The organism is Glacieibacterium arshaanense (assembly GCF_004681125.1).
Taxonomy (GTDB): Bacteria; Pseudomonadota; Alphaproteobacteria; order Sphingomonadales; family Sphingomonadaceae; genus Polymorphobacter_A; species Polymorphobacter_A arshaanense.
The window spans coordinates 335,665-355,781 of sequence record NZ_SIHO01000001.1; the positions used below are offsets into that span (position 1 = coordinate 335,665).

Below are 20,117 nucleotides of genomic sequence, written 5' to 3' on the forward strand. Positions count from 1 at the left end.
GCCGCTGCGATGCTACGTTCCCGTTTCGTTCGCATCTTCCGGAGTCGCCATGGCCCGCCCCGCCACCCGCTATGTCTGCCAGACCTGCGGCTCGGTGACGTCGAAATGGATGGGGCAATGCGCCGACTGTAACGAATGGAACACCATCCAGCAGGAAGCCGCGCCCGTCGTCAGCGTGTTTTCCGCCAAGCACTCGCTGAGCGCCGGTGGCGCGCGCATCGACATGACGGGATTGAACGACGATGTCGCGCTGCCCGAACGGCTGTCGACCGGCATCGCCGAACTTGACCGCGCACTGGGCGGCGTGCCTGGCGGTGGCGGCCTGGTCGCCGGCTCCGCCGTCTTGATCGGCGGCGACCCCGGCATCGGCAAATCGACGCTGCTGCTGCAGGCGGCGGGCAAGATGGCGCTGAATGGCCTTCGCGTCAGCTATATTTCAGGCGAGGAGGCTGCCGATCAGGTGCGGTTGCGTGCCCGCCGGTTGGGCCTTGCCAAGGCGCCAGTGCAGCTTGCCGCCGCGTCGTCGGTGCGCGACATTCTGACGACGCTGGCCGCCGGCCCACCACCAGCGCTACTGATCATCGATTCAATCCAGACGATGGTATCCGACACGCTTGAAGGTGCGCCGGGCACTGTCAGCCAAGTACGCGCCTCGGCGATGGAACTCATCCGCTACGCCAAGACCAGTGGTGCGGCGGTGGTGCTCGTCGGCCATGTCACCAAAGATGGGCAGATCGCCGGACCGCGGGTTCTGGAGCACATGGTCGATACCGTGCTCTATTTCGAAGGCGAGCGCAGCCACCAGTACCGCATCCTGCGCGCCGTCAAGAACCGCTTCGGCGGCACCGACGAAATCGGCGTGTTCGCGATGGGCGCCGATGGCTTGGAGGAGGTGGCGAATCCGTCGTCGCTGTTCCTCACCGACCGAGAACGCCCGGTATCGGGTGCAGTGGTGTTCCCGGCGCTCGAGGGCACACGGCCGGTGCTGTGCGAGATCCAGGCGCTGGTGGTGCGTGTTGCCTCGGGCGCAACGCCGCGCCGCGCCGTGGTCGGCTGGGACAGCGCGCGGCTGGCAATGATTTTGGCCGTTCTGGAGTCGCGCTGCGGACTGAGCTTTTCGGCTTGCGAAGTCTATCTCAACGTGGCGGGCGGCCTGAAAGTCTCCGACCCCGGCGCCGACCTTGCGGTGGCGGCGGCGCTGATATCGGCGCTGACCGAGACCGTGGTGCCGCACGACACGGTGGCATTCGGCGAAATCGCGCTGTCAGGCGAAGTCCGCAGCGTCGGCCACGCCGCACTACGCCTCAAAGAAGCTGCGAAACTCGGTTTCAACGCCGCGTTGGTGCCGGCGGGCACGAAGGGCGTCGGGTCGCTGACGCCGCGCAACTTTGCCACCGTCGGCGCGCTCGTCGATTGGCTCGGCGCCAAGGGCTAGCGCGCCCAGGTCGTGATGAAATCCGCCAGACTCGGCAGGAAGTCCACCGACCCGTGCAGCGCCGCGACCAGCAACAGGCTGCGCGTACGCCACCACGCCGTGCCGAGCATCAGCGACAGCGGCGACAGCGTCGCGATGGTGAATGCCGCCACCTGCCACGGGTCGGTCGACCAGCCATCGGTGCCGGGACCGCCGCGCAGATACAGCCCCGGCCAATGCGCCAGCGCGAAGATGATTGAGGCAACCGGAATTGCGCCCGCCGGTGATCGCAGCACCGCCGCCAGCCGCGATTGCAGAACGGCGCGGTACAGGAATTCCTCGTTCAATCCCGCGACGATGCTGATCGCGACGAAGTTGAGTGGCACTGCCCACAACAGCGTCGGCAATGTCGCTCCGGTCGCCGCGACCTGCTTGAGGCTGGGGCTGACAACCGCCAGCAGCCCGATCAGCGCCCCGCCGACCACCAGCAGCACCGGCCAGAACCCGCGCCGCTCGATGCCGCTGTCGAACAACGTCCGCACCGGTGCGCGCAGGGCCAGCAGCAACAGCACCGGCAGCAGCACATGCGCGGTCAGCTTGACCAGTGCGGTGACAATGTCATGACTGCGCGGATCAGTGATGCTGTGCGTCCACGCCATCACCGGGCCGAGGAAAACCGTGGCGTAAACCAGCAGATACGCGAGCACCGCGCCAAGCTCGACCACTGGTCGCCGCACCGGCACCGCCGGTGCCTTGGTGTGGCGCGTCAGTACCAGCACCAGTCCCGAGCCGGTGATCCCGAAGATGGCCATCGACACCAGCGGAAAGCCCCAGTCGCCACCCGTCGCGGCGAGATAGGCCACCGATGCTATCCAGGCGAGCGCATAGGCCAGCAAGCAGTTGCGGGTGGCGGCAGGATTTGCGTTCATCGTTGCTGTATTATCACACTAATACGCAAATGCAACGGGGATTGCGCCGCGTCCAGCGCGCAGGGCTTTAGCTTGGCGCCAAATATCGCTACACCGGCGCCATGCTAGCCAGTCTTACCCCGTTCGACATTGTCGTCATCCTGCTCATCGGCCTCGGCGGCGTTGCCGGGCTGTTGCGCGGTTTTGTCACCGAAGTGCTGTCGCTGCTCGCCTGGGTGGCGGGCATTGTCGCGGTGCGTTTCCTCTATGCGCCGACGCGCGACTTTGCGCTGCGCTATCTGGGCAACGAGGCCGGCGCGGCAATTCTGGCGTTCGTGCTGATTTTCTTCACCGCCTATATCGGCTTTCGCTTTGTCGCGCAGATGCTCGGCACCCGCACGCGGTCGTCGATCGTCGGGCCGCTCGACCGGTTGCTCGGGCTCGGCTTCGGCGCGTTCAAGGGGCTGATTGGCGCTGCCGTGCTGTTCCTGTTGCTGACCTTTGGGCTCGATCTGCTCGACAAGGGCGGCCCGCGCCCGGCGTGGCTGCAGGCCGGCCGCACCGAGCCGCTGCTCAACATGACGTCGAAGGCGATGATCGATTTCGTCGACAAGACCCGCGCTGGCCAGCCCATCGGCAAGTCGCTGAGCGAAGCGGTGACCTTGCCCAAGGACAAGGCCGTAAAGCCAACCGACAAGCCCGCAGGCAATTTGGCCGCCAAACCCGCCGAAAGCGGCTATCAGCCCACCGATCGCAAGGCGCTCGACAGCTTGCTTGGCGACACCGACGCCACCGGCGGCGACAAGACCTGACCGCAAGGCGCAGCATGCAGATCAAGCTTTACGATACCATGGCGCGCGCCAAGCGCGTCTTCGTGCCCGCCGACCCCGACCGCGTGACGATGTATGTCTGCGGCCCGACGGTTTATGGCCGCGCGCATATCGGCAATGCCCGCCCCGCGGTGGTGTTCGACGTGCTGGCGCGACTGTTGCGCCACCAGTACGGCGCGAACCACGTCATCTACGCGCGCAACATCACCGACATTGACGACAAGATCAACGCCGCCGCCGCCGCCGAAGGCGTCGACATCAGCGTGATTTCAAAGCGTTGGGAAGATTTCTATCTCGCCGACATGGACGCGCTCGGCGTGCTGCGTCCCGATATCGAACCGCATGCAGTGGCGAGCATTCCGGCAATGGTGGCGATGATCAGCGACCTGGTTGCCAAGGGCGCGGCCTATGCCGCCGAAGGTCATGTGCTGTTCGATGTCACAGCAAGCCACGACTATGGCGTGCTGTCGCGGCGCCCGCTCGACGAGATGATCGCCGGCGCGCGCGTCGAAATCGCGCCCTACAAGAAGAACGCCGCCGACTTCGTGCTGTGGAAGCCCAGCGCCGCCGGCCAGCCGGGTTGGGATAGCCCCTGGAGCCACGGCCGCCCGGGCTGGCACATCGAATGCTCGGCGATGATTGCCGAAAACCTTGGTACCACGATCGACATCCACGGCGGCGGGCAGGACCTGATATTCCCGCACCATGAAAACGAGCACGCGCAAAGCCATTGCGCGCATGGTGCGCCGCTGGCGAATTATTGGCTGCATAACGGCTTCCTCAACATGGGCGACACCAAGATGTCGAAGTCGCTCGGCAATATCGTCAGCGTCGGCGATCTGCTCGAAGCGGGCTGGGATGGCGCGGTTTTGCGGTTGGCGCTGCTCAGTGCGCATTACCGCCAGCCTCTGGCGTGGACGCAGGACCTGCTCGAAGCGACCAAGGCGCAGCTCGAACGCTGGCGGCGCGTCGCCGGCAGCGGCTGGGATAGCGCGTCGGAGCCGCACCCCGATGTCGTCGGTGCACTTGCCGATGACCTCAACACCCCCAAGGCGTTCGCGGCGCTGTCGGCGCTCGCCAATGCCGGCGATATTGAGGCATTGCGCGGCTCGCTGGCGTTCATCGGCATCGGCGAGGCCGAGGCAGACGTTGACCCCGAAATCGATGCCCTCGTCGCGGCACGCACCGCGGCACGGGCGCGCAAGGACTTCGCCGAGTCCGATCGCATCCGCGACGAACTTGGCGCACGCGGCATCGTGCTCGAAGACGGCGCGGCTGGCACCAGCTGGCGTCGCGCCTGACCCCGCGCAATCGTGCTTTCACCCCGGCGCGCCAGCGTCTATGACGTTCGCATTGCGCGTCATTAATCGGGGACTGTCATGGGTATGCGTTTGGGTTCGGTTGCGCTGGCGGTGATGGCGCTGGCGTTGGCGCCGGTTTTAGCGACGTCGGCGGGGGCCGCGCCAATTCTGGCGAGCGACCTCATCCTCAAGAGCAACACCGCGAACCTCCAATACAGCTGGCGCGTCCCACCCGAAGTCGGTGTCGAACCGCCGCTGTTCGAAGTCATGCGCGGCAAGGCCGAAGCGGGTTTCGCCGCCGGTCTGGCGCAGGCCAATGCCGACGCCGCCGAAGCCAAGAAGTCCGGCTTCCCGGTCCACCAATATACCGACCTGCGCTACTGGACGGTGGCTGCCGACACGACGCGGCTGCTGGCGCTGACCGGGCAATTGTACGGTTACACCGGCGGCGCGCACGGCAACACCGGCTATGACAGCGTCATCTGGGACCGCAAGACCAGGACCGCCATTAGCCTGCCGTCGCTGTTCAGCGACCGCGTCAAGGCGCGCGCCATTATCGAGCCTTTGGTCTGCAAGGCACTTGCCGAGGAGCAGAAAGAACGCCGTGGCGGCCAGAAAATGCCCGATTTCGAAAAGTGCCCGCCGCTGAGCCAAGCGACGCTGGTACCGTATGGCGGCATGACGCCGGTCGCGCATTCGCTGCGCGTCATATTCGCGCCGTATGTCGCGGGCCCCTATGTCGAAGGCAGCTACGAGCTGACCATCCCCTGGCCCGAAGCCGTCAAGCCGCTGGTCAAACCCGAATTTCGCGAAGCGCTGTTCGGCGTGATGCAATAACGGCGCAGCCGCGCTATATCGGCGGCATGTCCGAAGCGCTCTACAACACCGCCATCCTGCGTCTGGCCGCATCGATCCCGCATCAGGCGCGCCTGACCGCGCCGCAGGCGAGCGTCGTCAAGGTGTCGCCGGTGTGCGGCAGCCGCGTCACCGTCGATGTCGATCTCGATGCGCAGGGCCGCGTCGTGCGTTTCGGGCAGGAAGTCCGCGCCTGTGCATTGGGGCAGGCGTCCGCCAGCCTGTTCGGCGCGCACGTCATCGGCCGCACGCCCGAAGAACTCGCCGCCGCGCGCGATGCGCTCGCCGCCTATCTGAAGGGCGACGCCGATACCGCCGGCGACTGGCCGGGGCTCGAGCTGTTCGCGCCGGCACGGCCGCACACCGCGCGCCACGGCTCGATCCGGCTGGCGTTCGAAGCCGGCGCCGAAGCCGCCGCACTTGCCGCCCGCGCGGCAGCGGCATGACCGAAGGCGGTTCGGGCTATCTGATCGAAACCGTCGGCTATCTGGCGGCGGCGGTGGTGATGGTGCCGCTGTTCGTGCGCTTCAAACTCGGCGCGGTGCTCGGCTATCTCGGCGCTGGTATATTGATCGGTCCGTCGGTGCTCGGGTTGCTGGGCGATCCCGAACAGACGTCGCGGCTTGCTGAATTTGGCATCGTGCTGCTGATGTTCATCATCGGGCTCGAACTCAAACCATCGCGGCTGTGGGCGCTGCGACGCGACATATTCGGGCTGGGGCTGCTGCAGGTCGTGCTGTGCGGGCTGGCGCTGACCGGCGTACTGCTGCTGCTGACATCAATGAGCTGGCAGGCGGCGCTGGTCGTCGGGCTGCCGCTCGGGCTGTCGTCGACGGCGCTGGTCATGCAATTGCTCGAAGAACGCGACCTGACCAACACGCCGTTCGGCGAGCGCGCGTTTTCGATGCTGCTGTTCCAGGACCTTGCCATCGTGCCGCTGTTGACCGTAGTCGCGGCGCTGTCGCGGGTGCCCGATCCCGATGCGATGCCGGGCTGGCTGCAGGCGCTGGCAACCGTCGGCGCGATTGTCGTGCTGGTGCTTGGCGGGCGTTTCCTGCTGCGGCCGGGCCTGCGCCAGCTGGCATTGTTCGGCGCCCGCGAGGCGTTCACCGCCGCCGCGCTGCTCACCGTGCTGGCGGCCGCATTACTGATGGCGAGCCTCGGGCTGTCGATGGCGCTCGGCGCCTTCGTCGCCGGCGTCATCCTCGCCGACTCGCCGTACCGCCACGCGCTCGAAGCCGATATCGAGCCGTTCCGCGGGCTGCTGATGGGGCTGTTCTTCGCCTCAGTCGGGGCGTTGCTCGATTTCAGTGTCATCCGCGACCAATGGCCGCTGGTCATCGCGCTGGTCATCGCCGTGCTGGCGACCAAAACCCTGGTTATCGGGCTGCTGGCACGCGCCTTCGGCAGCAGCTGGCTGCGTGCCTTCCAGATGGGTCTGCTGCTCGCGCAGGGCGGCGAATTCGGCTTCGTGCTGTTCGCCAGTGCGCAGCGCGGCCTGCTGATCGAACCGCAGGCGGCGGCATTGTTCAGCGCGGTGGTGACGGTGACGATGGCGCTGACACCGCTACTGATCCGGCTGGCGGCAAAGCTTAATCCGAAGGCTCAGCCACGTACCGATCTCGACGGCCCCGACGCGGCGCCGCGCGAAAATGCCGACAGCAGCGTCGGCCGCGTACTGCTCGTCGGCACCGGCCGCGTCGGGCAGGGCGTCGCGCAGATGCTGCTGGCGCGCGGCGCCGATGTCGTGGCGATCGACAATGACCCCGAAATCATCGACGTCAGCAAATTGTTCGGCAACCGCGTCTATTTCGGCGACGGCCGCCGCGTCGATATCCTGCGCGCCGCCGGCGCTGCCGAGGCGCGGCTGCTGGTGTTCGCCATCGACGGCAAATGGGACCCCGAAACCGTGCTCGGGCCGATCCGCGCGGCGTTCCCGCAGCTCGAAATCGTCGCACGCGCTTTCGACCGCGTGCATCTCCTCGACTTGCTGCGCGCCGACGTCGGCGTCGCCGTACGCGAGATGTTCGATGGCAGCATTGCGCTTGGCCGTGCGGCGCTCACCGCGCTCGATACCGATTCCGAAACCATCGCGGCGATCGAGGCCGAATTCCGCAGCCGCGACGCCGAAAGGCTGGCGCTGCAACTGGTCAGCGGCGACCAGCTTTCGGGCGCCGACCGGCTGTTCCGCCCTGGTAGCGTCTTCATCCCCGATGCGCTCGGCGAGATTCCCTTTGAGGAAGCCCCCGCGGACTGATACGCGCTGCCTACAAACCTTGGGAGAACTGCAATGACCGTTTCGCGCGAAGTCCGTTTGGCGAGCCGCCCCGTCGGGCTGCCGACCGCCGCCAATTTTGCCGTCGCCGACGTGACGCTCGCCGCACCCGGCCCCGGCCAGGTGCTCGTCGCCAACCGCTGGATGTCGGTCGACCCCTATATGCGCGGCCGCATGTACGACCGCGAAAGTTATGTGCCGCCGTTTCAGGTCGGCGAGGTGCTGCAGGGCGGTGCCGTCGGCGAAGTGATCGAATCGAACGATCCGGGCTTCAAGGCCGGCGACCTGGTGATGTCTTTCTTCGGCTGGCGCACGGCGTTCGTCGCGCCTGCTGCCGCGCTCGAAAAGCTGCCGGCCGTCGCCGGTGTGCCGACGCAGGCGTTTCTCGGCGTGATGGGCATGCCGGGGCTGACCGCCTGGGGCGGGCTGCTCGACGTCGGCCAGCCCAAGGCGGGTGACACGGTATTCGTGTCGGGCGCCGCCGGCGCTGTCGGCTCGCTGGTCGCGCAGATTGCCAAGATCAAGGGCTGTACCGTCGTGGCGAGTGCCGGCACCGACGCCAAATGCGCCTGGCTCAAGTCGCTCGGCATCGACCATGTCATCAACTACAAGACCTGCGGCAACCTGCTTGAAGCCGTCAAGGCGGCAGCGCCCAAGGGCATCGACGTCTATTTCGACAATGTCGGCGGCGAGCATCTCGAGGTCGCGATCGAATGTGCCAAGCCGTTCGCCCGCCTCGTCGAATGCGGCATGATCGGCGACTATAATGCCACCGAGCCTTCGCCCGGTCCGCGCAACATCATCATGGTCGTCGGCAAGAGCCTGAAGATCCAGGGCTTCATCAGCACGCAGTTCGCCGGCAAGCGCGCCGAATTCGCTGCCGAAATGGCCGGCTGGATTGCCGCCGGCAAGATCAAGTGGGAAGAAACCGTGTTCGAAGGCATCGACAAGGCCGGCGACGCTTTCCTCGGGCTGTTTTCGGGTGCCAACACCGGCAAGATGCTGGTCAAGCTGTGATGCTGTTGCTGCTGGCAGCTGTGGTTGGCAGCGTCGCCGCGACGCCGCCACCGGCAGCACCGCCGACCGCAACGACGACGCTCGCCAATCCGGCGAGCGTCGCCTGCGGCAAGGATGGCGGCACCATCGAGATGGTGCCCGATGTGGCGGGCAACATCACCGGCATCTGCCACCGCAAGGACGGCAGCGCCTGCGAGGAATGGGCGCTGTTCCGCACCGGCCAGTGCGTGTTGCCGCCACCACAAATCAAGAACTAGACCAACGACCTCAGGGCATTACGAAATGCAATTCGATCTGACCGAAGACCAGCGCAGCATCCAGGAAATGGCGCGCCGCTTCACTGCCGACCGCGTCGTGCCGTTCGCCGCCGGCTGGGACCAGCGCAGCGAGTTCCCGCGCGACACCATCGTCGAGGCGGCGGGGCTGGGCTTCGGCAGCATCTACATTTCGGAAGCGTCGGGAGGCATCGGGCTGGGGCGCATGGAAGCGGCGCTGATCATGGAAGCCATGGCCTATGGCTGCCCGAGTTTTTCGGCGTTCATTTCGATCCACAACATGGCGTCGTGGATGATCGATTGCTACGGCGACGCCGACGTCAAGGCGCGCTACCTGCCCGACCTCGTGCCGATGACGCGCATCGCCAGCTACTGCCTGACCGAGCCGGGCTCGGGCTCCGACGCCGCCGCCTTGCGAACCCGCGCAGTGCGTGACGGCGACCACTATGTCGTCAACGGCAGCAAGGCATTCATTTCGGGCGCCGGCGTCAACGAAGTCTATGTGACGATGGTGCGCACCGGCGAGGACGGGCCGCGCGGCGTCTCGTGCCTTGTCATCGACAAGGACACGCCCGGCGTCAGCTTCGGCGCCAACGAACACAAGATGGGCTGGCGCAACCAGCCGACCGCGGTGGTCAATTTCGACAACGCCCGCGTGCCCGTCGCCAACCGCCTAGGTGCCGAGGGCGAGGGCTTCAAGATTGCCATGTCGGGCCTCGACGGTGGCCGCCTCAACATCGGCGCGTGCTCGCTCGGCGGTGCCCAGCGCGCGCTCGACGACGCGATTGCCTATACCCGCACGCGCAACCAGTTCGGCAAGGCCATCGTCGATTTCCAGGCAACGCAGTTCAAGCTCGCCGACATGGAAACCGAACTGCAGGCGGCGCGCACCTTGCTCTACGCCGCCGCCGCGAAGGTCAGCGCCAATGCCCCTGACAAGACCAAGTTCGCCGCAATGGCCAAGCGGCTGGCGACCGATACCGGCATGAGCGTCGTCGACCGCGCGCTGCAGCTTCACGGCGGCTATGGCTATCTGCAGGACTATGGCATCGAAAAGCTGTTCCGCGACCTGCGCGTCCACCAGATACTCGAAGGCACCAACGAGATCATGCGCGTCATCATCAGCCGGGAATTGCTGCGCGAGAGTAATTAAGAGCCTCCGGCGGGCAGGCCTGAGGCCTGCACCCGATTGAAGAGCGCCAAACAAATGGGTCCAGGCCTCAGGCCTGCCCGCCGGAGGCCCTTGAATTGGTTGACTGAAAGAGTCGCCACTGGCCTGTTCTGCGGCTAGACCAAATCGTACCAACACCGTTCTGGGGAGGACGCATGACCAATCCTTTGATCGTCGCCGATGCGGCGACAATCGATGCCGCCTGGATGACGATGGCGCTGCGCCACGCCGGCGTGCTCGGCAGCGGCAGCGTCGCCAGCCTGACGCGCAAGGCGGTCGGTAACGGGTTGGTGGCCGACAGCTACCGCTTCGAAATGACCTATACCGGGGATGCCGGGACGGCGCCGCGCAGCGTGGTCGGCAAGTTCCCCGCGACCGACCCGGTGAGCCGCAAGGCGGGGTCGGAGCATGTGCTGTATCTGCGTGAGGTCAGCTTCTACCGCGAATTGGCGCGGACGCTCGAAATCCACACGCCGCACGCCTATGTCGCCGAAGTCGACCCTGACAATGATGATTTCACGCTGTTGCTCGCCGATCTCGCGCCGGCGCGGCAGGGCGACCAGCTCGCCGGCTGCTCGGTGGCGGATGCGCGCGTGGCGCTGCGCGAGGCGGCGATGCTGCATGCGCCGCGGTGGGGTGATGCATCGGTGGAAAGCATCGACTGGCTGGTGAACCGGCCGGCGCGGTTGCAGCCAATGGTCGAAGCTGCGCTGCCGACGATCGCGGGCCTGTTCCAGGAACGCTACGCGGGCGTGCTCGAGCCCGAATACATCGACCTCGTCAACCGGCTGCCGGCGGCGCTGGCGGGCAGCCGCGAGGACCGGTCATCGCCGCGTACGCTGATACACGGTGACTTCCGGCTCGATAACATTCTGTTCGATGTCTATGGCGGCGCGCGGCCGATGGCTACGCTCGACTGGCAGACCGTCACCGTCGGGCCGGGGCTGACCGATGTCGCCTATTTCCTGTCGGCCGGGCTCGACCCCGATGTCCGCCGCGCGCACGAAGTCGAGCTGGTGCGCGGTTATCACGCCGAGCTGCTGCAACGCGGCGTCACCGGCTATGGCTGGGATGACTGCTGGCGCGATTACCGGCGCTACACGCTGCACGGCATCATGATGGGCGTGTTTTCGGCGCTGTCGGTCGAACGCACCGAGCGCGGCGATGCGCTGTTCCTCAAGATGACGCGCGGCGCCTGCGCGCAAGCGCTCGACCATGGAAGCTTCAGCTTCTGGGAGGGCTGAAACGCTATTGCGCCGGCACCGGCATCAGTCTTGTGCGCCGCGCAATGCGCCAGTCTTCAATCGGCCGATCAATGAAGCGATAAGTCAGGAGCGTCACCACGACCGTGGCGAGCAGCGCGACAAGCTTGCCGGCCCAGCCCGGCGCAAACCAGCCGGCCGCCATCCCGATCGACAGCACCGGATAGTGTAGCAGGTAGAATGGGTAGGACAGATTGCCGAGCAGCCGGTCGATTGGTGGTGCGATTTGCCGCACGTTCCATGCGATGAACGGTATCAGCAACAGGCACCACGCCATGCCGACGCGCAGATCGGCGTCCGACCACACCCCCGGCGTCTTGAGGACTATATGGCTTAATCCGGGCACCAGAAAACAGACCAGCCCGAAGCCCGCGAATGTAACGACGGACGCCAACGCCGAACGCCCAGTACATGTCCAGCCGGTCAAGCGGATCGCCAGCCCGGCGCCGAACGCTGGTACCAGTACCAACACGGTAGCGATGTCATGATTGCATAGCAGCCAAAGCCCGACCGGCGTCGCCACCAACAGCAGCAGTAGTGCCCGCCATCTGACCAGCACGCCGGCCGGTGCGACCAGCAGCATCAGCAGCGGCAGCAATATGTAGAATTGTAGTTCGAAATCGAGCGACCAGGCGACGCCGAGCACATCATGGTGGCGCGTCGCCAGTCCGAGCAGCAGCAGCGTCGACGCCAGATTGCCCGCCGCCGGCAATGCCAGCCACTGACGCACCGCAACCGTGGCTATTGTGGCAATCGCCATCAGCGGCCAGATACGCAGCCAACGATCGAGAATGAAGCTGCCGATGCTGCCGTTGTGGCGCACGAAAAGCCCCGTCACCCAAAAACCGCTGAGCACAAAGAAAACGATGACTGCGGGGCCACCGATTTGCAGGCGCGACGTGTGCGAAACCCACACAAGCAATGCCAGCAGCAACCGCAGCATGCCGGGGCCGCGAAGAACCGGCAGCCAAAATGCCTGCAAACTGCCTGAATTTCCTGTCACTCGCCCCCGCGCCCGCCCTTCGCACGATGGCTATAATGTTTCCAATTTATTAATTCTAATGACTTGTTTGAATGCTGGCAACATTCGGCATATGCGTTTTCGGCGCAATTCCTGCGGTGGACCCCTGCTGATGGCCAATCTTCAACCTGCCGGCGCACGCTGGCTGCCGACGCTGGCGGCGCTCAACGGGCTGCTCGCCGTTGGTGTCGGTGCAATGGCTGCGCACGCACTGACCGATCCGCAGGCCAAGGCGTGGGCGACGACGGCGGCGGCTTATCAGCTACCGCACGCGATCGCGGTGTTCGCGCTGCTGGCGTGGCGCGACAGCCGCGCGGTGCGTGGCGGTGCGTGGGCACTGACGCTGGGGACGTTGCTGTTCGGGCTCAGCCTCGACGCGCTGGCGCTGGGTGCGCCGCGCAGCGTTGCCCTGTTCGCGCCGGTCGGCGGTTCGCTGATGCTCGGCGGCTGGGCGTGGCTGATCTGGGTGGCGGCGCGGCGGTGAGGCCGCGCCGTAGCCGTCGCTAGTTGGCGTAACCCGGATTGTGGCGGTCGAGCTTGCGCAGCAGCGCCGGCCACGCCAGTTTGTCGGCAATCACGCCGATCATTTCGGTCTGGCCATGGACCTTTTCGGGCGTGCCCTGCGGCGGGTTGTTGAGGCCCTTCAGCCCGGCGCTGAGCGCCTTGACCTGCACTTCGCAGGCGCGTTCGAGATAGTACATCGACACGAACGCCTCGGCCATCGTCTTGCCGACGGTCAGCGTGCCATGGTTGCGCAGGATCATCGCGGTGTTGGTGGCGCCAAGGTCCGTGCCCAAGCGCGCGCGCTCTTCGAGGTCGGTCGCGATGCCTTCATAGTCGTGATACGACAGCCGGTTGACGACGGCCATTGCGGTCTGGCTGATCGGCAGCAGCCCTTCGGCCTGGGCGGCGACGGCCTGGCCCGACGGCGTGTGCAGGTGGATGACCGCATGCGCGTCCTCGCGCGCCATGTGCACCGCCGAATGGACGGTGAAGCCAGCGGCGTTGACCATGTACGGCGTCTCGTCGACGGGGTTGCCGTTCATGTCGATCTTGACGAGGCTCGACGCGGTGATTTCCTCGAACATCAGGTTGTACGGGTTGATCAGGAAGTGATGTTCGGGACCGGGGATGCGCACCGATAGATGCGTGAAGATCATATCGTCCCAGCCGTACATCGCGACCAGCCGGTAAGCGGCGGCCAGATCGACGCGCAGCGCCCATTCCTCGGCACTGCAGCTGTCCTTGACGCTGGGCGCGGCCTTCATTGCGGTAGCCATGATAAATCTCCCCGGAGATGGAATTTGCTAAACCGAGAGCCTATGCCCGACTCGGTGGCAAAGGCAAGTCCCGCGGTGTGCGCTGCGTCCGGCAGGCATCCGAACAGTAGCGCACATTTTCCCAGTCGCGTTCACACTTCTTGCGCCAGCTGAACGGTCGCCCACAGCACTGGCAAATTTTTGTCGGCAGGTCGGCCTTGTTGCGCATCTTGGGCATATTGTTAGTCTAGGCGCGCGCATCGCAGCTGCCAATCGGCAGCTGTCCAGTGCGCCAACGATAGTCCCGGGGGATGCGCGATGATCGACTTTCTGCAAATGGCGATGAATCGCCGCAACCTGCTCGGCAGCGGCGCGCTGGCAGCCGGCGCGATGATGCTGCCGGGCCGGCTGAATGCCGCCACCGCGCCGACCAGCGGCTTCACCCACAGCGTCGCCAGCGGCGAACCGGGGCCGACATCGGTATTGCTGTGGACGCGCTACATCGGCGCCGATGACCGGCCAATCCTGCGCGCCGAAGTCGCCGCCGATGCGGGTTTCGCCACCGTGCTGCGTCACCGCGAAGTCAGCGCCAACAGCGCCAGCGACGGCTGCGCCAAGGTCGTCGTCGACGGGCTGAAACCCGGCACCATCTATTACTACCGCTTCGTCGCGCCCGATGGCAGCAAGTCGCCCGTCGGCCGCACGCGGACGCTGCCGACAGGCGCGCTGGCACAATATAAGGTCGCGGTATTCAGCTGCTCGAACATCGGCTTCGGCTGGTTCAACGCCTATGGCCATGCCGCCAAGCGCGACGACCTCGACCTCGTCATCCACGTCGGCGACTATCTGTACGAATATCAGCGCGGCGAATACCCGAGCGCCGCCGAAACCGTGCCTGGCCGGCTGGTCGAACCCGCCAACGAAATCATCACGCTGAGCGACTACCGCACACGCTACGCCAGCTACCGCAGCGACCCCGATTTGCAGGAACTGCACCGGCTGTTCCCGTGGGTGGCGATCTGGGATGACCATGAATTCGCCAATGACGCCTGGATGGGCGGCGCCGAAAACCATGATCCCAAGACCGAAGGCGACTGGTACGCACGCAAGGCGGCGGCCAAGCAGGCACACAGCGAATGGCTGCCGGTCAGCGGCAAGCCGTACCAGCGCTATGACATCGGCGACCTGCTATCGCTGATAACGCTCGATACGCGTGTCGAAGGCCGCGACAAGCAGCTCGACATGTTCGGCGCGATCAAGGGTGCGCCCGACCCCAAGGCGGCGCTGGTGGCGTTCCGCGACGGACCCTGGTCGGACCCCAAGCGCAGCCTACTCGGGCCGGCGCAGGAACAATGGGTCGCCGACCAGCTCAAGGCCTCGGTCAAGGCCGGCAAGAAATGGCAGCTCGTCGCCCAGCAGATCGTCATGGGCGGTTTGATTCTGCCGCCGGCGGCAGCGGGCTGGCTGGCCCCCGATGCCGACAAGCGCGCCGTCGGTTTCCTCAAGGTCGGCGTGCTCGCGGGCACAGTCGGGCTGCCGCTGAGCATGGACAGCTGGGAAGGCTATAGCCCGGCGCGGATGCGCTTCTACAAGGCGGCGCAGGCGGCGAAGGCCAACCTCGTCGTCGTGTCGGGCGACAGCCACAACGCCTGGGCGAACAATCTGTCGCTGAACGGCAAACCCGTCGGGGTCGAATTCGCCGGGCAGGGGGTGACCTCGCCAGGGTTCGAATCGGTGCTCGGTATCGCGCCGACGAAGGCCGCCGCCGATCTGGTCGCTGCAAACCCCGGCCTCAAATGGTGCGACCTCAGCCGGCGTGGCTATTTGACGGTGACGCTCACGCCTGAAGCCGCACGGTCGGACTGGGTGTTCATGAACACGGTCCGTGAGCCGTCGCTGGCGCTGTCGGCCGGCAAGACCGCCATCGCCAATCACGGCACCAACAGCATGGTGATGATCGAGCCGGTATCCGGCTGAACGGCGGCGTTACGGCTCTTCGCGTAATAGCAGCAACAGCGGCGCCACATGGTTGCGGCGTAGCGCCACGATCAGCACGCCGGTCAGCGCCAGCGCCGCGCCGATCGCCATCCGCATGTCGAAATGGTCGTGGGTGATGAGCACGCCAAACGCAATCGTCGCCAGCGGCGCCATCAAGGTCAGCGGCGCAATCAGATTGGCTTCGTAGCGCTGGATCAGGCCGTAGAACGCCGTGTGGCCGACCACCGAAACGATCAGCGCGGTAAACGCCACCGCGCCGACGAACGGCCAGCCCGCCGCCATCGCCGACGGCCATTGATTGTGCTCGAACAGCAGCGAGCCCAGCGCCATCGGCACCAGCGAGGCGAGCGCCACCCAGGCCTGGAAGCGCAACGGCGCAACGCCCTCCATCTGCTTCATCATGATGCCGCCGAGCGAGCCGACGACGGTGGCGCCGGCAATCAGCCACAGGCCGTACGACAACTCCACGCCTTCGGGGTGCCAGATGACGGTCAGCGCGCCGGCCATGGTCAGCGCGATGCCGAGCGCGCGGCGCCAGTGGATGCGCTCGCCCAGCATGAATACCGACAGCAAGGTGGTGATCGGCACGCCAAGCTGCAGCACGATTGCCGCGGCGGATGGTGATGCGGTCTGCAACCCCATGAACAGCAGCGCGAAGTTGCCGCCGCCCATCAGCACGCCGATCATCAGGATGCGCCAGATCGGCCGCGGTGCCGGCAGCAGCCACGGGAAGGTGACCGCCAGCACGACAGCAAAGCGCAGCGCGGTGTAGAACAGTGGCGCGACGCCCCACTGGCCGACGACAATCTTGCTGACAACGTTGCTCAGCCCCCAGACGAGGCAGATGGCAATCAGCAGGGCAAGGTCGCGCAGCGACATGGTCGGGCCTTCATTGGCGCACGCCGGAGGTCGACGTGGCGCGACTGGTAGTGGCTGCACGCCGCGCGTCAAGCATTCAACCGCAGCTATTCTAGTGCGGGCGCCTCTTCCCTTGTTGTCGCAACCGTGGAATAGCGCCGCCATATTGCAAGTGACGGAGGCGGCGATGGCGACAAGCGAGATCAAGCAACTGGTGCTGCGCCAGCCCGACGATTGGCACGTGCATCTGCGCGACGGCGCCATGCTCGGCGCGGTGGCAAACCATACCGCGCGGCAGTTCGCGCGCGCCATCGTCATGCCCAACCTGTCGCCGCCGGTGACCAGCGTCGCCGCTGCCGCCGCCTACCGCGACCGCATAATTGCCGCGGTCGATCCGGCGTACAATTTCACGCCGCTGATGACCGCCTATCTGACCGACAGCAGCGACGGCGCTGAGCTGGCGCGCGGCCATGCCGAGGGCGTGTTCACCGCCGCCAAGCTGTATCCGGCGAACGCCACCACCAACTCGAGCCACGGCGTCACCCGCATCCAGGCGCTGTATCCGGCGCTCGAGGCGATGCAGAAGGCCGGCATGCCGCTGCTGGTGCACGGCGAAGTCACCGACCGCGACATCGACATCTTCGACCGCGAGGCGGTGTTCATCGACCGCGTGCTGGCGCCGCTGCTCAAGGATTTCCCCGGCCTGAAAACGGTGTTCGAACACATCACCACCGCCGAAGCCGTGGCATTCGTGCAAACCGCCGGTGCCAATATCGCCGCGACCGTCACGCCGCACCACCTCGCGCTCAACCGCAATGCCATGTTCGATGGCGGCATCCGCCCGCACGCCTATTGCCTGCCGGTCATCAAGCGCGAACGCCATCGGCTGGCGCTGCGCGGCGCAGCGGTTTCAGGCTCACCGAAATTCTTCCTCGGCACCGATTCCGCCCCGCACGCCGCACCGACCAAGGAAGCCGCATGCGGCTGCGCCGGGATCTACAACGCCCCCTACGCCCTCGAAAGCTACGCCAAGACCTTCGCTGAGGAGGGCGCGCTCGACAAGCTCGAAGGCTTCGCCAGCGAATACGGCCCGCGCTTCTACGGCCTGCCGCTCAATGCGGGCACGGTGACGCTCGACCGCATCGACACGCTGGTGCCCGCCGACCTGCCGGCTGCCGGCACGACGATCGTACCATTCCATGCCGGCGAGACATTGGCATGGCGGTTTTCAAGGGCCTCCGGCGGGCAGACCTGAGGCCTGCACCCATTTGAAGATCGCCAAATAATCGGGTGCAGGGCCTGAGGCCCTGCCCGCCGGAGGCGCTTCTAAGCCGCCACCGCCTTGCGCGCTGCCGCCCGGATCATGTCGCTGGCCTTTTCGGCGATCATGATGGTGGGCGCGTTGGTGTTGCCTGACACCAGCCGCGGCATCACCGAGGCATCGACAACGCGCAAGCCGTCGATTCCGTGAACGCGGCAATCCGGCCCGACAACGCTGCGCGGATCGTCCGCCCGGCCCATCGCGCAGGTGCCGACGGGGTGGTAGATCGTGCTGCCCGATTCACGGATGAACGCCAGCATGTCGGCATCGGTTTCGACCGCCGCGCCGGGCAATTGCTCATGGTCGATATAGGGCGCCAGCGCCGGCTGCGCGGCAATCTTGCGGCCCCAGCGCATGCCCGCGACGATGGTGTCGCAATCGACTTGCGCGCTGAGGTAGTTGGGCTTGATCGACGGATGGTCGAACGGGTTGGCGGTGCGCAGGTGGATGGTGCCGCGGCTTTCGGGGCGCAGCTGGCACGGCGCGATGGTCAGGCCGGGCGTGCGCTCGAGTTCCATCACCTGGTGCAAAGTCAGCTTTTCGACATCCATCGTCGCCGGCAGGATGTGGAACTGCACATCGGGCCCGGCGAGACCCGGCCGCGTGCGGACATAGGCCTGGATATGCGCTGCCGACAGCGCCAACAGCCCCTTGCGCGTCACCGCATAGCGCGCCGCCTCGCGCACCAGCCGCCAGCCGCGGCTGAGTTCGTTGACCGACAGGCAGCCGGGCTTGAGCCGGAACTGCGCGCTGACGACATAGTGATCCTGCAAATTGGTGCCGACGCCCGGCAGCGCTTGCACGACATCGATGCCCAGCGGCTTGAGCACCTCGGGGTCACCGATGCCCGACAGCTCCAGCAACTGCGGCGAGTTGACCGCGCCGCCGGCCAGAATGACCTCGCGCCGCGCCTTGGCTTCGACAACCACGCCCTTCTGGTTGTAGCGCACGCCGGTGGCGCGCTTGCCGTCGAAGGTGATGCGTTCGGCCTGTGCGTTGATTTCGAGCTTGAGGTTCGGCCGGTTCAACGCCGGGCGCAGATACGCCATCGCCGCCGACCAGCGCCGGCCGTTCTTCACCGTCATCTGGAAATAGCTGATGCCGTCCTGGCTTTCGCCGTTGACGTCATTGTTGAACGGGATGCCGGCTTCGACGCCGGCAGCGATGCAGGCGTCCGAAATCGGGTGGTGGTCGGCGGGGTCCGACACGTTCAATGGTCCGTCGCTGCCGTGCAGGTCATCGCTCAACCGCTCGTTGCCCTCGGCGCGCTTGAAGTACGGCAGCACGTCCGAATAACTCCACCCCGCGCACCCGAGCTGCGCCCACTGGTCATAATCCGCCGCCTGGCCGCGCACATACAGCAGGCCGTTGATCGACGATGAGCCACCGAGCACCTTGCCGCGCGGCCACACGTGCGGGCGGCCACCGCTCGACGGGTCCTCGTCGGTTTCGTACAGCCAGTTGACCTTGGGATCCTTGAGCGTCTGCGAATAGCCGACGGGGATGTGGATCATCGGGTTGGTGTCCTTGCCACCCGCTTCGAGCAGCAGCACCGTGGCACTGCCGTCCTCGGTCAGCCGGTTGGCCAGCACGCAACCGGCGCTGCCGGCGCCGATGATGATGTAATCGAATTCCACTGACCCACTCCCCGAATGTTTTACTTGGGGCGACACTGCGCCAAATCAGCGCCTTGGGAAAGTACGTATCAGCACTACCAGCGCTATCCGGGGTTACCGGCTTTCCAGCGCGCTTCGAGCTTCGCTTCAAGCTTGTCACCCAGCCCGCGCGACACCAGGCTCAACCCCTGCAACTCGACGCGGTCCGACCGCAGCGTCCGCGGGTGCAGCGTATAGCCCAGGTCATAGAGCGCGGTATCGGTGACGGACTCGCCGTTCACCTCGAATTTGGTGATGATGCCCACTGGCATGCGGCCGGTGAAGGTGCCGTCATGGTCGGGCACGGTCTTGAGCAAGCCGCTTTCGAACCAGCTGGCATCGATATGCGCATCGCCGGTGGTGTCGACGGCGCTGGCGTCGAGCGCCTTGGGGAAGATGACCGTCTGCGTCTGCACGACAATGCCGTCGGCACTCGCCGCCAGATCGAGCCGCGCGCCGTCGTCGACCGCCTTGCTGGTCAGCGTCAGCTTGGGCTTGGCCTTGGGGGCGGCTTCGCGGGCTTCGCTGCGGACACGTTCCTGATGGCTGTCCCAGAAACTCGCCGCCGAAATCAGCAGCGCAATGACCCCGACGGTTTCAGCGAAGGTCAGCCAGCGGCGACGGCGGCGTGCCTCGGCGGCGGCAGGCGTATCGGCACCGGCGGGACGATCGACGGGGTCGGGCAGCGGGCTCATGC

General features: G+C 66.0%; 20 protein-coding genes. 13 read left to right on the top strand and 7 right to left on the bottom strand.

Annotated features, from left to right (window positions below; translation table 11 throughout):
* The first annotated feature begins 49 nt into the window (after window positions 1–49).
* Window positions 50–1,435 (top strand): DNA repair protein RadA, encoded by a 1,386-nt coding sequence (gene radA / locus EUV02_RS01580; RefSeq protein WP_135244470.1) that lies wholly within the window; start codon window positions 50–52, stop codon window positions 1,433–1,435.
* On the opposite strand, the gene EUV02_RS01585 is transcribed toward radA, so the two are convergent.
* Entirely contained in the window at window positions 1,432–2,343 is a 912-nt protein-coding gene (locus EUV02_RS01585; RefSeq protein WP_135244471.1) for a CPBP family intramembrane glutamic endopeptidase, read from the bottom strand. The genes radA and EUV02_RS01585 overlap by 4 nt on opposite strands.
* 101 nt (window positions 2,344–2,444) lie before the next feature.
* Between EUV02_RS01585 and EUV02_RS01590 the strand changes: the two genes are divergently transcribed.
* From EUV02_RS01590 to EUV02_RS01630, 9 genes are all read left to right on the top strand, one after another.
* The gene (locus EUV02_RS01590; protein WP_135244472.1) at window positions 2,445–3,134 is read left to right on the top strand and encodes a CvpA family protein; all 690 of its coding nucleotides are present in this window, start codon (window positions 2,445–2,447) and stop codon (window positions 3,132–3,134) included.
* Between the two features lie 14 nt (window positions 3,135–3,148).
* A complete protein-coding gene (gene cysS, locus EUV02_RS01595; RefSeq protein ID WP_135244473.1) occupies window positions 3,149–4,453 on the top strand; it encodes a cysteine--tRNA ligase in 1,305 nt (434 codons plus the stop codon).
* Window positions 4,454–4,531: 78 nt separating this feature from the next.
* Window positions 4,532–5,290 carry a DUF3298 and DUF4163 domain-containing protein gene (locus EUV02_RS01600; protein WP_135244474.1) on the top strand — a complete coding sequence of 253 codons (759 nt, stop codon included), beginning with the start codon at window positions 4,532–4,534 and terminating at the stop codon, window positions 5,288–5,290.
* Between the two features lie 26 nt (window positions 5,291–5,316).
* Complete coding sequence (locus EUV02_RS01605) at window positions 5,317–5,754, top strand: iron-sulfur cluster assembly scaffold protein (RefSeq protein WP_135244475.1); 438 nt, start codon at window positions 5,317–5,319, stop codon at window positions 5,752–5,754.
* Complete coding sequence (locus EUV02_RS01610; protein ID WP_135244476.1) at window positions 5,751–7,565, top strand: monovalent cation:proton antiporter-2 (CPA2) family protein; 1,815 nt, start codon at window positions 5,751–5,753, stop codon at window positions 7,563–7,565. Before EUV02_RS01605 ends, EUV02_RS01610 begins: the two co-directional genes overlap by 4 nt.
* 33 nt (window positions 7,566–7,598) lie before the next feature.
* Entirely contained in the window at window positions 7,599–8,600 is a 1,002-nt protein-coding gene (locus EUV02_RS01615; RefSeq protein ID WP_135244477.1) for an NADP-dependent oxidoreductase, read from the top strand.
* Complete coding sequence (locus EUV02_RS01620; protein WP_135245330.1) at window positions 8,600–8,857, top strand: DUF333 domain-containing protein; 258 nt, start codon at window positions 8,600–8,602, stop codon at window positions 8,855–8,857. Before EUV02_RS01615 ends, EUV02_RS01620 begins: the two co-directional genes overlap by 1 nt.
* Before the next feature lie 25 nt (window positions 8,858–8,882).
* Window positions 8,883–10,028: an acyl-CoA dehydrogenase family protein gene (locus EUV02_RS01625; RefSeq protein WP_135244478.1), complete on the top strand. Its 1,146-nt coding sequence runs from the start codon at window positions 8,883–8,885 to the stop codon at window positions 10,026–10,028.
* A gap of 173 nt (window positions 10,029–10,201) precedes the next feature.
* Window positions 10,202–11,290 carry a phosphotransferase gene (locus tag EUV02_RS01630; RefSeq protein ID WP_135244479.1) on the top strand — a complete coding sequence of 363 codons (1,089 nt, stop codon included), beginning with the start codon at window positions 10,202–10,204 and terminating at the stop codon, window positions 11,288–11,290.
* 4 nt (window positions 11,291–11,294) lie between these two features.
* On the opposite strand, the gene EUV02_RS01635 is transcribed toward EUV02_RS01630, so the two are convergent.
* Entirely contained in the window at window positions 11,295–12,251 is a 957-nt protein-coding gene (locus tag EUV02_RS01635) for an acyltransferase family protein (RefSeq protein WP_135244480.1), read from the bottom strand.
* A 190-nt stretch (window positions 12,252–12,441) separates the two neighbouring features.
* Between EUV02_RS01635 and EUV02_RS01640 the strand changes: the two genes are divergently transcribed.
* A complete protein-coding gene (locus tag EUV02_RS01640; RefSeq protein ID WP_135244481.1) occupies window positions 12,442–12,813 on the top strand; it encodes a DUF423 domain-containing protein in 372 nt (123 codons plus the stop codon).
* Between the two features lie 19 nt (window positions 12,814–12,832).
* Here EUV02_RS01640 and EUV02_RS01645 read toward each other — a convergent pair whose 3' ends face one another.
* Both EUV02_RS01645 and EUV02_RS01650 read right to left on the bottom strand, forming a co-directional pair.
* Entirely contained in the window at window positions 12,833–13,609 is a 777-nt protein-coding gene (locus tag EUV02_RS01645) for a class II aldolase/adducin family protein (protein ID WP_135244482.1), read from the bottom strand.
* A 40-nt stretch (window positions 13,610–13,649) separates the two neighbouring features.
* On the bottom strand, window positions 13,650–13,826 hold the full coding sequence (locus EUV02_RS01650) for a DUF2256 domain-containing protein (RefSeq protein WP_135244483.1): 177 nt from the start codon (window positions 13,824–13,826) through the stop codon (window positions 13,650–13,652).
* A gap of 80 nt (window positions 13,827–13,906) precedes the next feature.
* Here EUV02_RS01650 and EUV02_RS01655 point away from each other — a divergent pair, with 80 nt between their 5' ends.
* Window positions 13,907–15,565, top strand: coding sequence for an alkaline phosphatase D family protein (locus tag EUV02_RS01655; RefSeq protein ID WP_243445731.1), 1,659 nt, complete (start codon window positions 13,907–13,909; stop codon window positions 15,563–15,565).
* 9 nt (window positions 15,566–15,574) lie between these two features.
* Here EUV02_RS01655 and EUV02_RS01660 read toward each other — a convergent pair whose 3' ends face one another.
* Window positions 15,575–16,525 carry a DMT family transporter gene (locus tag EUV02_RS01660; RefSeq protein WP_243445732.1) on the bottom strand — a complete coding sequence of 317 codons (951 nt, stop codon included), beginning with the start codon at window positions 16,523–16,525 and terminating at the stop codon, window positions 15,575–15,577.
* Between the two features lie 106 nt (window positions 16,526–16,631).
* Here EUV02_RS01660 and pyrC point away from each other — a divergent pair, with 106 nt between their 5' ends.
* On the top strand, window positions 16,632–17,699 hold the full coding sequence (pyrC, locus tag EUV02_RS01665; RefSeq protein WP_135244484.1) for a dihydroorotase: 1,068 nt from the start codon (window positions 16,632–16,634) through the stop codon (window positions 17,697–17,699).
* Window positions 17,700–17,770: 71 nt separating this feature from the next.
* Here the strand turns inward: pyrC and EUV02_RS01670 are convergent, their stop codons facing one another.
* Window positions 17,771–19,402, bottom strand: a complete 1,632-nt coding sequence (locus EUV02_RS01670) for a GMC family oxidoreductase (protein WP_243445733.1) — start codon at window positions 19,400–19,402, stop codon at window positions 17,771–17,773.
* A gap of 83 nt (window positions 19,403–19,485) precedes the next feature.
* Window positions 19,486–20,115, bottom strand: coding sequence for a hypothetical protein (locus EUV02_RS01675; protein ID WP_207790084.1), 630 nt, complete (start codon window positions 20,113–20,115; stop codon window positions 19,486–19,488).
* Between the last annotated feature and the right edge of the window lie 2 nt (window positions 20,116–20,117).

Excerpts from the sequence above, each read along its gene's own strand:
- EUV02_RS01645 (WP_135244482.1), bottom strand. The coding sequence starts at position 13,609 with ATGGCTACCGCAATGAAGGCCGCGCCCAGCGTCAAGGACAGCTGCAGT.
- EUV02_RS01650 (WP_135244483.1), bottom strand. The coding sequence starts at position 13,826 with ATGCCCAAGATGCGCAACAAGGCCGACCTGCCGACAAAAATTTGCCAG.
- EUV02_RS01675 (WP_207790084.1), bottom strand. The coding sequence starts at position 20,115 with ATGAGCCCGCTGCCCGACCCCGTCGATCGTCCCGCCGGTGCCGATACG.
- EUV02_RS01635 (WP_135244480.1), bottom strand. The coding sequence starts at position 12,251 with ATGCTGCGGTTGCTGCTGGCATTGCTTGTGTGGGTTTCGCACACGTCG.
- EUV02_RS01655 (WP_243445731.1), top strand. The coding sequence starts at position 13,907 with ATGATCGACTTTCTGCAAATGGCGATGAATCGCCGCAACCTGCTCGGC.
- EUV02_RS01640 (WP_135244481.1), top strand. The coding sequence starts at position 12,442 with ATGGCCAATCTTCAACCTGCCGGCGCACGCTGGCTGCCGACGCTGGCG.
- EUV02_RS01590 (WP_135244472.1), top strand. The coding sequence starts at position 2,445 with ATGCTAGCCAGTCTTACCCCGTTCGACATTGTCGTCATCCTGCTCATC.
- EUV02_RS01600 (WP_135244474.1), top strand. The coding sequence starts at position 4,532 with ATGGGTATGCGTTTGGGTTCGGTTGCGCTGGCGGTGATGGCGCTGGCG.
- radA (WP_135244470.1), top strand. The coding sequence starts at position 50 with ATGGCCCGCCCCGCCACCCGCTATGTCTGCCAGACCTGCGGCTCGGTG.
- cysS (WP_135244473.1), top strand. The coding sequence starts at position 3,149 with ATGCAGATCAAGCTTTACGATACCATGGCGCGCGCCAAGCGCGTCTTC.
- EUV02_RS01625 (WP_135244478.1), top strand. The coding sequence starts at position 8,883 with ATGCAATTCGATCTGACCGAAGACCAGCGCAGCATCCAGGAAATGGCG.
- EUV02_RS01630 (WP_135244479.1), top strand. The coding sequence starts at position 10,202 with ATGACCAATCCTTTGATCGTCGCCGATGCGGCGACAATCGATGCCGCC.
- pyrC (WP_135244484.1), top strand. The coding sequence starts at position 16,632 with ATGGCGACAAGCGAGATCAAGCAACTGGTGCTGCGCCAGCCCGACGAT.
- EUV02_RS01620 (WP_135245330.1), top strand. The coding sequence starts at position 8,600 with ATGCTGTTGCTGCTGGCAGCTGTGGTTGGCAGCGTCGCCGCGACGCCG.
- EUV02_RS01605 (WP_135244475.1), top strand. The coding sequence starts at position 5,317 with ATGTCCGAAGCGCTCTACAACACCGCCATCCTGCGTCTGGCCGCATCG.
- EUV02_RS01615 (WP_135244477.1), top strand. The coding sequence starts at position 7,599 with ATGACCGTTTCGCGCGAAGTCCGTTTGGCGAGCCGCCCCGTCGGGCTG.
- EUV02_RS01585 (WP_135244471.1), bottom strand. The coding sequence starts at position 2,343 with ATGAACGCAAATCCTGCCGCCACCCGCAACTGCTTGCTGGCCTATGCG.
- EUV02_RS01610 (WP_135244476.1), top strand. The coding sequence starts at position 5,751 with ATGACCGAAGGCGGTTCGGGCTATCTGATCGAAACCGTCGGCTATCTG.